At 63.3% G+C, this 13,275-nt stretch carries 12 protein-coding genes; 5 read left to right on the plus strand and 7 right to left on the minus strand.

All coding sequences use genetic code 11. The features are described from left to right. Window positions 1-69 precede the first annotated feature (69 nt). The 5 genes from DSC91_RS18515 to cysS all read right to left on the minus strand — a co-directional run bounded on the left by DSC91_RS18515 (window position 70) and on the right by cysS (window position 6,957). Window positions 70-1,320 (minus strand): aspartate kinase, encoded by a 1,251-nt coding sequence (locus DSC91_RS18515; RefSeq protein ID WP_115780304.1) that lies wholly within the window; start codon window positions 1,318-1,320, stop codon window positions 70-72. Window positions 1,321-1,713: 393 nt separating this feature from the next. Further along, window positions 1,714-3,189, minus strand: a complete 1,476-nt coding sequence (tilS, locus tag DSC91_RS18520) for a tRNA lysidine(34) synthetase TilS (protein ID WP_115780305.1) — start codon at window positions 3,187-3,189, stop codon at window positions 1,714-1,716. Window positions 3,190-3,237: 48 nt separating this feature from the next. Next, entirely contained in the window at window positions 3,238-4,209 is a 972-nt protein-coding gene (locus DSC91_RS18525) for an acetyl-CoA carboxylase carboxyltransferase subunit alpha (protein ID WP_007181378.1), read from the minus strand. A gap of 214 nt (window positions 4,210-4,423) precedes the next feature. After that, window positions 4,424-5,512: a DNA-3-methyladenine glycosylase family protein gene (locus DSC91_RS18530; protein ID WP_115780306.1), complete on the minus strand. Its 1,089-nt coding sequence runs from the start codon at window positions 5,510-5,512 to the stop codon at window positions 4,424-4,426. Window positions 5,513-5,559: 47 nt separating this feature from the next. Beyond that, a complete protein-coding gene (cysS, locus tag DSC91_RS18535; protein ID WP_115780307.1) occupies window positions 5,560-6,957 on the minus strand; it encodes a cysteine--tRNA ligase in 1,398 nt (465 codons plus the stop codon). Window positions 6,958-7,248: 291 nt separating this feature from the next. Here cysS and DSC91_RS18540 point away from each other — a divergent pair, with 291 nt between their 5' ends. The 4 genes from DSC91_RS18540 (at window position 7,249) to DSC91_RS18555 (ending at window position 10,097) form a co-directional block, all read left to right on the plus strand. After that, entirely contained in the window at window positions 7,249-7,977 is a 729-nt protein-coding gene (locus DSC91_RS18540; RefSeq protein ID WP_115780308.1) for a tetratricopeptide repeat protein, read from the plus strand. Between the two features lie 49 nt (window positions 7,978-8,026). Continuing rightward, window positions 8,027-8,608 carry a peptidylprolyl isomerase gene (locus DSC91_RS18545; RefSeq protein ID WP_115780309.1) on the plus strand — a complete coding sequence of 194 codons (582 nt, stop codon included), beginning with the start codon at window positions 8,027-8,029 and terminating at the stop codon, window positions 8,606-8,608. 149 nt (window positions 8,609-8,757) lie between these two features. Further along, window positions 8,758-9,252 (plus strand): peptidylprolyl isomerase, encoded by a 495-nt coding sequence (locus DSC91_RS18550; protein WP_115780310.1) that lies wholly within the window; start codon window positions 8,758-8,760, stop codon window positions 9,250-9,252. A gap of 47 nt (window positions 9,253-9,299) precedes the next feature. Then, a complete protein-coding gene (locus DSC91_RS18555; protein WP_115780311.1) occupies window positions 9,300-10,097 on the plus strand; it encodes a UDP-2,3-diacylglucosamine diphosphatase in 798 nt (265 codons plus the stop codon). Here DSC91_RS18555 and cysE read toward each other — a convergent pair whose 3' ends face one another. Together cysE and DSC91_RS18565 are read right to left on the minus strand one after the other, a co-directional pair. After that, the gene (gene cysE / locus DSC91_RS18560; protein WP_115780312.1) at window positions 10,098-10,940 is read right to left on the minus strand and encodes a serine O-acetyltransferase; all 843 of its coding nucleotides are present in this window, start codon (window positions 10,938-10,940) and stop codon (window positions 10,098-10,100) included. A 182-nt stretch (window positions 10,941-11,122) separates the two neighbouring features. Then, window positions 11,123-11,959 (minus strand): RNA methyltransferase, encoded by an 837-nt coding sequence (locus tag DSC91_RS18565; RefSeq protein WP_115783324.1) that lies wholly within the window; start codon window positions 11,957-11,959, stop codon window positions 11,123-11,125. A gap of 376 nt (window positions 11,960-12,335) precedes the next feature. Between DSC91_RS18565 and DSC91_RS18570 the strand changes: the two genes are divergently transcribed. Then, window positions 12,336-13,139 carry an inositol monophosphatase family protein gene (locus DSC91_RS18570; RefSeq protein ID WP_115780313.1) on the plus strand — a complete coding sequence of 268 codons (804 nt, stop codon included), beginning with the start codon at window positions 12,336-12,338 and terminating at the stop codon, window positions 13,137-13,139. Window positions 13,140-13,275 lie beyond the last annotated feature (136 nt).

The following is a 13,275-nucleotide window of genomic DNA, read 5'->3' on the forward strand; positions in this document are numbered from 1 at the left end:
GCCATACAATCACGCATTCACCGATGAGGCGCTCTTGTACGCCCCACCCGGTGCAGCCAGGTCCAGATTTTAGGCCTGGTCCAGTTCGAACGCCTTATGCAGCGCGCGCACGGCGAGCTCCATGTACTTCTCGTCGATCAGCACCGAAATCTTGATTTCGGAGGTCGAGATCATCTGGATATTGATGCCCTCTTCCGACAGCGTGCGGAACATCGTGCTCGCGATACCCACATGCGAACGCATGCCGACGCCGACCACCGAGACCTTCGACACCTTCGGATCGCCCAGCACCTGCTCGGCTTGCACGTGACCCTTCACCTGGCCGGTGAGGATGTCCATGGCGCGCTGATAGTCACCGCGGCCGACCGTGAACGTGAAGTCCGTTTTACCTTCGACGCTCTGATTCTGAATGATCATGTCGACGTCGATATTCGCGTCCGCCACCGGGCCGAGAATCTGATACGCGATGCCCGGCTTGTCGGGCACACCCATCACGGCGATGCGAGCTTCGTCGCGCTGGAACGCGATGCCCGAGATGACTGCTTTTTCCATGGTCTCGTCTTCTTCAAAAGTAATCAGGGTGCCCGACTTCATTTCAGCGTCGAGCGGGATCAGCGGATCGGTCAGGCTCGACAGCACGCGCGTCTTCACCTGATATTTGCCGGCGAATTCCACCGAGCGGATCTGCAGCACCTTGGAACCCAGGCTTGCCATTTCCAGCATTTCTTCAAACGTCACGCGATCGAGGCGGCGCGCTTCTTCCACCACGCGCGGGTCGGTCGTGTAGACGCCGTCGACGTCCGTGTAAATCAGGCACTCGTCGGCCTTCAAGGCGGCAGCGACAGCAACCGCGGATGTATCCGAACCGCCACGGCCGAGCGTGGTGATATGGCCTTCAGGATCGATGCCCTGGAAGCCCGTGATCACCACCACTTTGCCTGCGTCGAGATCGCTCAGCACGCGCTCGCCGTCGATTTCGCTAATGCGTGCTTTCGTGAACGCGCTATCCGTTTTGACCGGCACTTGCCAGCCGGCATAGCTGACCGCTTCGACGCCGGCTTCCTGCAGCGCGATGGCGAGCAAACCCGAGCTGACCTGCTCGCCGGTGGCGGCAATCATGTCGAGTTCGCGCGGACTCGGCTGGCTCGTGATTTCTTTCGCGAGACCGAGCAGGCGGTTGGTTTCGCCGGACATCGCCGACGGCACGACGACCATCTTGTGGCCGGCCTTGTGCCATTTCGCGACGCGCTTGGCGACGTTCTTGATGCGCTCGACCGAGCCCATCGAGGTGCCGCCGTATTTATGTACGATGAGTGCCATTGTCGTTCTGAACTGGAGGATAAACCGCGCTGGCGCGCTGGAGACGACCACACAAAAGCACAGGAGCGCAACGTCTTGTGAACGACGGCAGAGTGTTGGCGGCGTGGATGCAGCGCGCGTATAACACGCGTGGATTTGCCCGGGAATGATCGCTAGTGGCTCACCGGAAACGACGGATCGCGCTCGGAAACCGGCAAATACGACAAAATTGACAAAAGCGACGGCGAAATCGGGTCGGGCAAACAAGTTAAATTACCTGATCGGGCGCAAAAAGACAAGCCGCAATGCCCGTCGAATGGCCCCGATTTGCGCTTGAAAAGGCTTATCCGGTGCGGTTTTGCGCCCTATTTCCACGATTCACCGGATGGATAACCCGTGCGTCCGACCGGTCGGTCATGCGATCAGCAGATCGTCGCGCCAGGTGATCCGGACGCGCTGGCCGGCCGCATCGACCTGCTCGGGCAACGCCGCGCGGTTCAGGCCGAGCAAGGGCACGAACAGCAGATCGTCGCCGACGTAAAGCAGCGGCACGTCGCGCTTCCATGCAGGAATGCCGTGTTCCTGGAACAGGTTTTTCAGCGTGCGGCTCGGGCTGCCGGGTGCCGCGCTCGTGCGCATCCGTTCGCCGCCGCTGCGCGAACGCGCACTCAACAATGCCCGGCGCAGCACGCTGACGGGAAGCGTATCGGGATCTTCCGAGACCGCTTCGGCATTGCCGGAAGCATCCCCCTCGACACCGGCATCAGCCACGGCGACAAACACAAAGGTGCCCCGCCATTGCGGCAACCGCCAGATCGCTTCACCCTGCCATGCGAGTTCGCTGACTGCTCGCATCGAGAGCGCCGTTTCGTCCGCGGGTTCGCCGCTATCGCCCGCTTCCCAGTAGATGAGGCCACGATAACTGCGCAAAGCCTGCCCGGCGTGATCGATACGCAAGCTATTGCCCTCGCCTGCTTCGCCGACTTCGCGTAGCTGCCGCAAAGCGTCGGTGAGACGCGCGGTCGATGCCGCGACGAGACCCAGCGTGCGCATCCAGTAGCGCAACAGATTGAGCGCGCGATCGTCGTCGAGGCTGAGCAGCGCGTCATGCGAGAGCGCGCGGCCGTCTTCGCGCGCTGCTTCGACCAGATCGATGCGTGCGAGATCGTCGAGCAGACGTTGCGCCGATGCCGCATGCGCGGCCGTGCGCGCGAGCGCGTCGCGAAAACCAGGAAAATGGATGGCCAGCGCCGGCGTCACCTCGTGACGCAATGCGTTGCGCGCGTAACGTGTGTCCACGTTCGATTCATCGTCGATCCAGTAGAGATCGCGGACGTACGCATACTGCTCGAGTTGCGCACGCGGCAGATGCAACAACGGCCTCACGCGCACCGCGGAAGCACCCGCCGGCAAGTACTCGGGCGCCATCGCGGCAAGACCCGCCAGGCCCGCGCCGCGCAGCAATTGCAACAGCACCGTCTCCGCCTGGTCGTCCGCATGTTGCGCGAGCCATAGCGTGTGAACGGCGCATGTTGCGCACATTGCATCGAGCGCCCGATAACGCGCATCGCGCGCCGCGGCCTCGACACTCACACCCGCGTCACGCGACACCTCGACACGCTGCGCCGCGAATTCGACGCCACGTTCCCGCGCAAATGCCTCGCAATGCGCGAGCCACTCGTCGGCATGCGCACTGAGGCCATGATGCACATGCAGCGCGACACAACGCGACGCCCCCGCGACGCGCACCGCCGCATCGAGCAGCACGCTCGAATCGACGCCGCCACTGAACGCCACCGCAATGCGCGCGTCCGCCGGCAACGCGGACAGCGCGACGCCGACTGCCTCGAGAACGAGGCGGTCGGCGGGCGAATCGGCGGTGGGAGTCACGTCGCTAGCGCGTGAAGCGCTGAAAGACGAAAGAGAACGCGCGCGGGTTTAAGCACCCGGCGTCGTTTCCTTGAACTTGCCGTACGACATCAACCGTTCGAAACGGCGTTGACGCAGGTCGTTGATGCTCATGCCCTGGAACTGGCGCAGCGAGTCGGCGAGCGCACGGCGCAGCATCGCGGCCATGCCCTTCGGATCGCGATGCGCACCGCCCAGCGGTTCGTTGACGATCTTGTCGATCAGGCCGAGCGCCTTGAGACGATGCGCGGTCAGGCCGAGCGCTTCCGCGGCTTCCGGCGCTTTCGCGGCGCTCTTCCACAGGATCGACGCGCACCCTTCTGGCGAAATCACCGAATAGGTCGAGAACTGCAGCATCAGCACGCTGTCGCCGACGGCAATCGCGAGCGCGCCGCCCGAACCGCCTTCACCGATGATCGTGGCGATCAGCGGCGTCTTGAGTTCAGCCATCACATACAGATTGCGGCCGATCGCCTCCGACTGGCCGCGCTCTTCCGCGCCGATGCCTGGGTAGGCGCCGGGCGTATCGATGAACGTGAAAATCGGCAAACCGAACTTCTCGGCGAGACGCATCAGCCGCTCGGCCTTGCGATAGCCTTCCGGACGCGGCATGCCGAAGTTGCGCAGCGCGCGCTCCTTCGTGTCACGGCCCTTCTGATGGCCGATCACCATGCAAGCCTGGCCGTTGAAACGCGCGAGGCCACCGACGATCGACAGGTCGTCCGCATAGTTGCGGTCGCCGTGCAGTTCGTGGAAATCGGTGAACAGCTCGTTCACGTAGTCGAACGTGTACGGGCGTTGGGGGTGTCGGGCGATTTGCGAGACCTGCCACGGGGTGAGGTTCGCGTACAGATCTTTGGTGAGCTGTTGACTCTTCTTGGACAGCCGCTCGATCTCTTCCGAAATATCGACGGCCGAATCGTCCTGCACGAAGCGCAATTCTTCGATCTTCGCTTCGAGTTCAGCGATCGGCTGTTCGAAATCCAGAAAGGTGGTCTTCATTGGTTGTAATCCTTGGACTTACCGGCAGCGCGTATTCTAACCGCGCTCGCCGATGTCAAAACCATCTCGCAACTATCAATTTTTAACAATTGATAGCTTTTCAAAAAACACTGCTTCTTGTTCTTCTCAAGAAACCGCCGGGCCGCCCCGCGTTCTCCGCCCCGCGGGAAGTCCGCGGGGAGCCTGGCGCGAAGCGCCGGCTTTGGCGGCGCTTTTAATAGTCGACCGGCAACGGATCCAGACTCCGCCACATATACCAGGTGGCAACGGTGCGCCACGGCTCCCAGTTCGCCGCGACCTCGCGCGCTTCACTGCGCGTAACCGGTTCGCCGCTGAAGTAATTGACGCTGATCGCTCGGATCAGGCCGAGGTCGTCCAGCGGCAGCACGTCCGGGCGCGACAGATTGAAGATCAGGAACATCTCCGCGGTCCAGCGACCGATGCCGCGAATCTGCGTGAGTTCGGCAATCACCGCTTCGTCGTCCATCGAGGTCCACTTGCCGACGTGCAATGCGCCCGACACGAAGTGCTGCGCGAGATCGAGCACATATTCGGCCTTGCGCCTGGACAGCCCGCACGCGGTCAGCTTGTCCTGACCGAGCTTGATGAACTGCTGCGGCACGAGCTTCGGACACGCCGCCTCGACTTTCGCCCACACGGCTTGCGCGGACGCCACCGAAATCTGCTGCCCGACCACCGAACGCGCGAGCGTGACGAACGGGTCGCCACGGCTCAGCAGATGGACCGGACCGAACTTCGGAATCAGCTTCTTCAGGATGCGATCGCGCTTGACGAGGTCTGCGCATGCCTTGTCCCAATACGCCGGACGGGTGACTTCCGGCGTGAGGCCGCCGATCTGCACCGGGACCGCGAGTTCGGCAACACCCGCTGCTTCGCCGCCCGCACTCGACGACGCGCGTGTCTTGCGCACGACCTCGCCTTCGTGTCCTTCGTGCGTCACGCGCGCGAGTTCCTGCACGTCGCCGGCGAGTTCAGCAGGCAACGCACCATTGGTTTTTGCGCGCGGCGTCCTGGCGCGTGTCGAAACAGGCGCGTGCGCCGACGCGCCGTTCAGCCCGCGCTTGACGGTGGCCTGCTTGACGGTGGCCTTCTTCGCCGCCGTCGCCGCACCACCCGTCGCTGCACGCGCGCCCGTCTTCGCCGCCGCCCCGGCGCCTTTCAACGATGCATTCTTTACCGCGCCGCCGCCCGCACGAGCCGACGTTCGTGTCGACTTTACCGCGCTTGCCGCGTTTGTTTGAGACGTGGCTCGTTTAGCCGGCGTCTTCGTGGCCGTTGCCATCCTGCCTCCTGCCTGGCGAGTCGATCAGAGGGAAGGTCGAGGTGCGCTCACACGCGCCGCCACTCGGTCAACCCGCCGGGTTTGTCTTCAAGTGCAACGCCGGCCTCGAGCAATTCGGCCCGGATCCGGTCTGCTGCCGTATAGTCTTTCGCCTGCTTGGCGGCCACACGCGCGGCGATCTTCGCTTCGATCGCGGCGGCGTCGAGCGCGCCTTGCGCGGCGGCGCCCGCAGCCTGCTGCAGGTAGGCACGCGGCTCCCGGCCGAGCAAGCCGATCACCGCGCCAAGCGAGCGCAGTTGACGGGCCAGCGCGGGGTCGCGCGTGCGGTTTACTTCAGTTGCCAACTCGAACAACACCGACACTGCAACCGGCGTGTTGAAGTCGTCGTTCATTGCTGCCTGAAAACGCTGCGCATGCGCTTCGTTCCAGTCGAGCTCCGCGCTGTCCGGCGTGACGTCTTTCAGCGCGGTGTACAAACGCGTCAGCGCACTGCGGGCGTCGTCGATATGCACGTCGCTGTAATTCAACGGCGAGCGGTAATGCGCGCGCGCGATGAAAAAACGTACGACTTCGGCATCGTACTGCGCCAATACTTCGCGGATCGTAAAGAAGTTATTCAACGACTTCGACATCTTCTCATTGTCGATCTGAACGTAGCCGTTGTGCATCCAGTAATTGACGAAGGTTTGTCCGGTGGCAGCTTCGCTCTGCGCGATCTCGTTCTCATGGTGCGGAAACTGCAGATCCTGACCGCCGCCGTGAATGTCGAAATGCTCGCCGAGCAACGTGCAGCCCATCGCCGAGCATTCGATATGCCAGCCCGGACGGCCGCGCCCGTACTTCGACTCCCAGCCGGTGTCGGCCGGTTCCTCCGGCTTCGCCTGCTTCCACAGCACGAAGTCGAGCGGGTCCTGCTTCGCGTCGTTCGCGGCGACGCGCTCGCCCGCGCGCAGATCTTCGAGCGACTTGCCCGACAGCTTGCCGTAGCCCGCGAACTTGCGCACCGCGTAGTTCACGTCGCCGTCGGCTGCCTGATAGGCGTAACCGTTCGCCTCGAGCTTCTCGATCATGCCGAGCATCTGCGGGATGAAATCGGTGGCGCGCGGTTCCAGATCGGGCCGCTCGATGCCGAGTGCGTCCGCATCTTCATGCAAGGCCTTGATGAAGCGATCGGTCAGCGACTTGATCGTTTCGCCGTTCTCCACGGCGCGCCGGATGATCTTGTCGTCGATATCCGTGATGTTGCGCACGTAGGTCACGTCGTAACCGAGCGTGCGCAACCACCGTTGCACGATGTCGAACACGACCATCACCCGCGCATGACCGACGTGACAATAATCGTACACGGTCATCCCGCAGACGTACATCCGCACGACGCCATCTTGCCGCGGCACGAAAGTTTGCTTGTCACGCGCGAGCGTGTTGTAGATGCGCAGTGATTCCATAGAGAACGGTGCGTGGGCCGAAAGAAATCCGCAATGTGTTCGTGCTGTTTCGTGCGCTGCTTCGTGCATGAGGCACCCCGCAAAAAAACGGCGGATGCGCTCTGTACAGCCGCTTTGCACCAAGCTTTGCACTAACACAGGCACAGCAGCAAACCGGTGCACCTGGTGCGGCGGTCAGGCTGCGTTCAAGGCGGAGACGACCACGAGTGGCGAAAAGACAGTTTGCGGTTCGACGGAACGCGCAGACCTTTTGTTAGAATGGGTCGGAGTATAACATCCAGACCCGAGCCTATGAAACCTTCCAGCGGCCGCGCGCGCAGCGCTGCGACCCTCGCCGCGACGGCGTTCTGCGCCGTCGCCCTCACGGTCTTGCCGGGTGCTGCCGCGTACGCGCAGAAAGCCGCCACGATGCCGCAGGGCCCTGCCGTGCGTGACAACACGCCGGAGATCGACGCGTCGATTGCGCAGAAGAACTGGCAAGCCTCGCTCACCCAACTCGACGCGCGCATCGCCTCGAATCCGCACGACGCGCAGGCAAAATTCAAGCGCGGCACGGTGCTGGCCCACCTGAATCGCGACGACGATGCGATCACCGCGTTCACCGAACTCACGCAACTGTATCCGGAACTGCCCGAACCGTATAACAACCTGGCTGCGCTCTACGCGAAGCACGGCCGTTATGCCGAGGCACGCGCCGCGCTCGAAACGGCGACCAAGGTGAACCCGAGCTACGGCCTCGCATACGAGAATCTCGGCGATCTGTATCTGCGCATGGCCGACGCAGCGTACCGTCGCGCGCAAGGCCTCGGCAAAGCGAGCGCCACCACCACGCAGCGCCTCGCCGACATCCAGAAGATCGTCTCGCCGCCCAAGGGCGCCGCGCCGGCGAAAAAAGCCGCGGCGCCTGCCGAGGCCAGCGCCGTGCGCCCCACCGCTGACATGACGCAAACGCCGAGCTTCCAGTACGGCGGCGCAAATGGCTCGCTCGCCATGCCGCCTTACATGGCGCCGTCGCAGTAACACCGTCACCGTTTTCGGCAACACGTTTTTTCCAACCCTGAGGATCTTCATGAAATGGTTGATGTTGGCGCTCGGCAGCGCCGCCCTGATCGCAAACGCTCCCGCCTTTGCCCAGTCCGGTTCGCAGGCCGCGCATCCGTCCGTCCTCTTCAAGACCACGGAAGGTGACATCCGCGTCGAGTTGTATCCTGAGAAGGCGCCGAAAACGGTTGCCAACTTCCTCGACTACGTGAAGTCCGGCCAGTACAGCGGCACGATTTTTCATCGCGTGATTCGCGGCTTCATGATTCAGGGCGGCGGTTATACGCAGAGCTTCGCTGAGAAGCCCACGCGCGCGCCGATTCCGCTCGAAAGCCGTAACGGTCTGAAGAACGCCGCCGGCACGCTCGCCATGGCGCGCACCAGCGACCCGAATTCGGCCACGGCGCAGTTCTTCATCAACACGGTGGACAACGCCGGCCTCGACTATCCGAATCCGGACGGCAACGGCTACGCGGTGTTCGGCAAGGTCACGAGCGGCATAGACGTCGTGAAGAAGATCGAAGGCACGCCGACCACCACACGCGGCCCGATGAGCGACGTGCCGCAAAAAGCGGTCGTGATCGAATCGGCTACGGTTGTCGGCAAGTAACAGAACAAAAAACAGAACAAAAAACGGCGCCAAACACGCCGCCCAGGAAGTCAGCGCTAAACCTACGCCCCCGGCGCGGCCCGTCGTCATCGCACCTCAAGACGAGCGGCCGCGCCTTTTACCCACTCCGTTCATCAAAGGATTCCATCATGGTTGAACTGCATACGAACCACGGCGTCATCAAACTCGAACTGAATGCCGAAAAGGCGCCGAAGTCGGTTGAGAACTTCCTCAACTACGTGAAGGCCGGTCACTACGACAACACGGTGTTCCACCGCGTGATCGACGGCTTCATGATCCAGGGCGGCGGTTTCGAACCCGGCATGAAGCAGAAGCCGACGGCTGAGCCGATCACCAACGAAGCGAACAACGGCCTGAAGAACGTCAACGGCTCGATCGCGATGGCTCGTACGAACGACCCGCATTCGGCGACCGCGCAATTCTTCATCAACGTGAACGACAACGACTTCCTGAACCACTCGTCGCCGACGCCGCAGGGCTGGGGCTACGCCGTGTTCGGCAAGGTGGTCGAAGGCATGGACATCGTCGAGAAGATCAAGAAGGTCAAGACGGGTTCGAAGGGCTTCCATCAGGACGTGCCGGCCGACGACGTCGTGATCGAAAAAGCGGTGATCGTCGACTAAGCGTCCGATCAGGACCAACCCGTTTGAACTGACATCAGGCACCTTCAATGCTGCAAGAAACGCCGCTGCGAAGCGTCGCCGCGGGCGTGCCTGGCGAGGGCAAGCGCCCGCACGCCGCACGCCCGTTTTTTTTCCTCTCCGATATTCATCTGAGTGAGGCGATTCCGCGCACGGTCGCCGCGTTCGAGCACTTCGTCCGCGTCACGGCCGAGCAGGCGGATTCGGTTTTCATTCTCGGCGATCTGTTCGAGTACTGGATCGGCGACGACATGCTCGTCGAGCCGTTCGTCGCGCGGATGGCGGCGTTGCTGCACACGCTGTCGGAACGCGGCATCGCGCTCTACATCATGCATGGCAATCGCGATTTTCTGCTCGGCAAGCGCTTCATGAAAGCGGCCGGCGCGATCTGGCTGCCGGATCCGTTCGTGATCACCGCATTCGGCACGCGGGTCGTGCTCGCGCATGGAGACGGCCTTTGCACCGCGGATCGCGGGTATCAATTTTTCCGGCGCTTTGCGCGCAACCGTGCTGCGCAGATGCTGTTTCTCGCGTGGCCATTTCGCTGGCGCCAGGCGCTTGCGGAGAACATGCGCTCGAAAAGCGAGCAAGGCCGTTCGCGTCCGGTTTCATCGAAGTATGATGTGACGCCGAAGGCCGTCGCTGCGCTATTCAAGACATCGAAAACGGCCACGATCATTCATGGGCACACGCATCGTCCGGCGCGGCATCGCGAGCCGGACGGCACGCGCTGGGTGTTGCCGGATTGGGATCTCGACCACGGCGAGCGCCGTGGCGGTTATCTGCGGATCGATGCGGAAGGGATTCGGGCGTTGCCGCTGGATTGACTAGCGCTCCGCCGCTACCCCTTCCACCTTTCCTGCAATCGCGGCCGACAGGCGCCTCAGATCGAGCAGCGCCGCGTCGGCGCCTTGCAAACCTTCCAGACTTGTTCCCAGCCGCTCCAGCGCGCCGACGATTTCGTCGATACGCTTCGATTGCGTGGCGGCGTGATCGATCAGGCCGTGAATCGCCAGCGACACCGGATCGTCCGCATTCGGCGTGATGCCGTAGGCGCAGAACGCGCTCGTTTCCGACGTAGACTTCGCCTCGCGCGGCACACCATTGGCCGACGCGCTCGCCAAACCCGCCGCTTCGGCAACCACGGCAGCCGCCGCCGGAACGATAATCCGCGCCGGATTGCCCACCGCCGTGCCACGCGCCGGCACCGGCTTCGTCACCACCGCGTTCGAGCCGATCTTCGCGTCCGCGCCGATCGTGAAGCCGCCGAGCACCTTCGCCCCCGCGCCGACGATCACCCCGCGTTCAAGCGTGGGATGCCGTTTCGCACCCCGCGTGAGCGACGTGCCGCCGAGCGTGACGCCCTGGTAAATCGTGCAGTCGTCGCCGACTTGCGCCGTCTCGCCGATCACGACGCCCATGCCGTGATCGATAAACACGCGGCGGCCCAGCGTCGCGCCCGGATGGATTTCGATGCCGGTCATGAAACGCGCGATCTGCGAGATGAAACGCGCGAGCCAGCGGCGTTTGGCCTGCCAGCATGCGTGCGCGAGCCGGTGCAGCACGAGCGCGTGCAGACCCGGGTAACACGTGAGGACTTCCCAGGCGCTGCGGGCGGCGGGATCGCGCTCGCGGATCGTGGCGATGTCTTCGCGGAGTCTCGTGAACATGGCAGGGACTGTGTTGTGGGAAAAGAGACCGCATGCGTGAAACACCACGCACGGCGGATGCTTGCCGCATAGCAGATCGGCAGCTTTGCTTAGAACGTTTCGAGCGATTGTAGGGCGATTGCGCGAAACCTGCCGGAAGCCCACGCTGCCGGCAAGGTCGTAGATTGATGGGCAAGCAGCCCTTAAGACGCGTCGTCGCCGGGCGGCCTGGTCTTCAGCAGAATATGCTTGGCGATGCCGCGCACGATATTCACCTCCTCGCGCTCCAGACCGGAACGCGCGAACAGGCGTCGCAAGCGGGACATCAATTTCTTCGGATTGGCCGGATCGAGAAACTCGAGCGCGACCAGCGCGCTTTCCAGATGCGCGTACATGCTTTCGATTTCGTCGCTCGCTGCCCGCGCGCCGACCGGCTCGCCCTGCCCGGCGGCCGCTTGGGCCACTGCGGATGCGGCAGGCATTGCCTCGCCCGCGGACAGATACGCCGTGCGCAATTCATACGCCAACACCTGCACGGCCTGCGCAAGATTGAGCGAACTGTAGGCGGGATTGGCCGGAATATGCGCGAGCGCGCTGCAACGTTCGACGTCCTCGTTAGACAAACCCGTGCGCTCGTTGCCGAACACCAGCGCGATCTCGCCATGCACCGCCTGCTCGCGCGCGACGCCGGCCGCGGCACGCGGCGTCCATTGCGGCGGCCCGTATTCGCGCAGCCGGGCGGTCAGCGCAATCGACCAATGCACACCGCTCAACGCATCGGCAAGCGTCGGCACGACGTGAGCGGACGCCAGCACGTCGTCGGCGCCGCTCGCCATGGCGATGGCTTCCGGATCGCTTTGCACGTGCGGCACACGGGGCGACACCAGCACGAGGCGCGAGAAACCCATGGTTTTCAGCGCCCGCGCCGCGGCGCCGACGTTGCCGGGATGGCTGGGCTCGACGAGCACGAAGCGCGTCGACGTAAAACCGCCGCGCAGTTCCGCCACGGCGGGATCGGAAGAATGGTGGGTGTGGTCCACGATGAAACCCGGCAAGCTAAAGAACGCGTATGGTAGCGCCAACCCCGCGTCGGCTCCGAATTGTGCATAAATTGTGCATATCCGTCGCGCCAGAACCGCTCAACTGGACCGTCGCACGCCATGCCGGGCAGCAAGCGCTGCCGCCGCGCCCGGACTCAGGTAAAATAGCGGGATTCGCGCCTGGCCTATCGCCTACGAAAAGTCCGGCGCCTCGTTCTTATCCAATTCGTCTCCGTCGGCGGAATGCGCACCCGGTTCTTTACCGGACGTGCGTTCCGTGCTGTTTCCGCGCCTTTTGACGGCGCTCAATTGGCGCTCATCCCGCGCTCATTTACCGGTAAGCAGCCGCGCTGCCCCGGCACAAGGATCCAGTCTCATGCATCCCATGCTCAATATCGCTGTGAAGGCCGCGCGCCGCGCAGCCCAGATCATCAACCGCGCGTCGCTCGACCTCGATCTTCTCCAGGTCAGCAAGAAACAGCACAACGATTTCGTCACGGAGGTCGACAAAGCATCTGAAGCGGCGATCATCGATACGCTCAAGACAGCCTACCCCGATCACGCCATCCTCGCCGAAGAATCCGGCAAGTCGGACAACGAGTCCGAATACCAGTGGATCATCGATCCGCTCGACGGCACCACCAATTTCATCCACGGCTTCCCGTACTACTGCGTGTCGATCGCGCTCGCCCACAAGGGCATCGTGACGCAATCCGTGGTCTACGATCCGACCCGCAACGACCTGTTCACCGCTTCGCGCGGCCGCGGCGCGTTCCTGAACGACCGCCGCATTCGCGTTGCCAAGCGCGACCGCCTGGCGGACGGCCTGATCGGCACCGGCTTCCCGTTCCGTGAAAAGGACGGTATCGAAGCGTACGGCCGCCAGTTCGCTGAAATGACCGAAGCCTGCGCCGGCCTGCGCCGTCCGGGCGCCGCCGCGCTCGATCTGGCCAATGTTGCCGCGGGCCGTATGGACGGCTTCTTCGAGCAGGGCCTGAGTCCGTGGGACGTCGCCGCAGGCAGCCTGCTGATCACGGAAGCCGGCGGTCTGGTCGGCAATTACACGGGCGACTCGGACTTCCTGCACGTCGGCGAAATCGTCGCGGGCAATCCGAAGGTCTATGCGCAGATGATCCCGATCCTGTCGCGCTATAGCCGCACACGCCAGCAATCGGCTTAAGGTTTCAGGTCTCGGGTTTCAGGTCTGGCGCCTGAGTCCGTCATCTGGCCGGCGTTGCACCGGTACACCGGACCATACGTAAAGCGGCTTCGGCCGCTTTTTCGTTGGCGCGCCTGCATCCGGCAGGCGTTCGTGC

Source organism: Paraburkholderia caffeinilytica (assembly GCF_003368325.1).
GTDB lineage: Bacteria > Pseudomonadota > Gammaproteobacteria > Burkholderiales > Burkholderiaceae > Paraburkholderia > Paraburkholderia caffeinilytica.

What these genes read in the sequence shown, in the direction of transcription:
- DSC91_RS18525 (WP_007181378.1), bottom strand. Translation starts at nt 4,209, where the DNA reads ATGAAGACCACCTTTCTGGATTTCGAACAGCCGATCGCTGAACTCGAA.
- DSC91_RS18540 (WP_115780308.1), top strand. Translation starts at nt 7,249, where the DNA reads ATGAAACCTTCCAGCGGCCGCGCGCGCAGCGCTGCGACCCTCGCCGCG.
- DSC91_RS18545 (WP_115780309.1), top strand. Translation starts at nt 8,027, where the DNA reads ATGAAATGGTTGATGTTGGCGCTCGGCAGCGCCGCCCTGATCGCAAAC.
- DSC91_RS18530 (WP_115780306.1), bottom strand. Translation starts at nt 5,512, where the DNA reads ATGGCAACGGCCACGAAGACGCCGGCTAAACGAGCCACGTCTCAAACA.
- DSC91_RS18555 (WP_115780311.1), top strand. Translation starts at nt 9,300, where the DNA reads ATGCTGCAAGAAACGCCGCTGCGAAGCGTCGCCGCGGGCGTGCCTGGC.
- DSC91_RS18515 (WP_115780304.1), bottom strand. Translation starts at nt 1,320, where the DNA reads ATGGCACTCATCGTACATAAATACGGCGGCACCTCGATGGGCTCGGTC.
- DSC91_RS18550 (WP_115780310.1), top strand. Translation starts at nt 8,758, where the DNA reads ATGGTTGAACTGCATACGAACCACGGCGTCATCAAACTCGAACTGAAT.
- cysE (WP_115780312.1), bottom strand. Translation starts at nt 10,940, where the DNA reads ATGTTCACGAGACTCCGCGAAGACATCGCCACGATCCGCGAGCGCGAT.
- cysS (WP_115780307.1), bottom strand. Translation starts at nt 6,957, where the DNA reads ATGGAATCACTGCGCATCTACAACACGCTCGCGCGTGACAAGCAAACT.
- DSC91_RS18570 (WP_115780313.1), top strand. Translation starts at nt 12,336, where the DNA reads ATGCATCCCATGCTCAATATCGCTGTGAAGGCCGCGCGCCGCGCAGCC.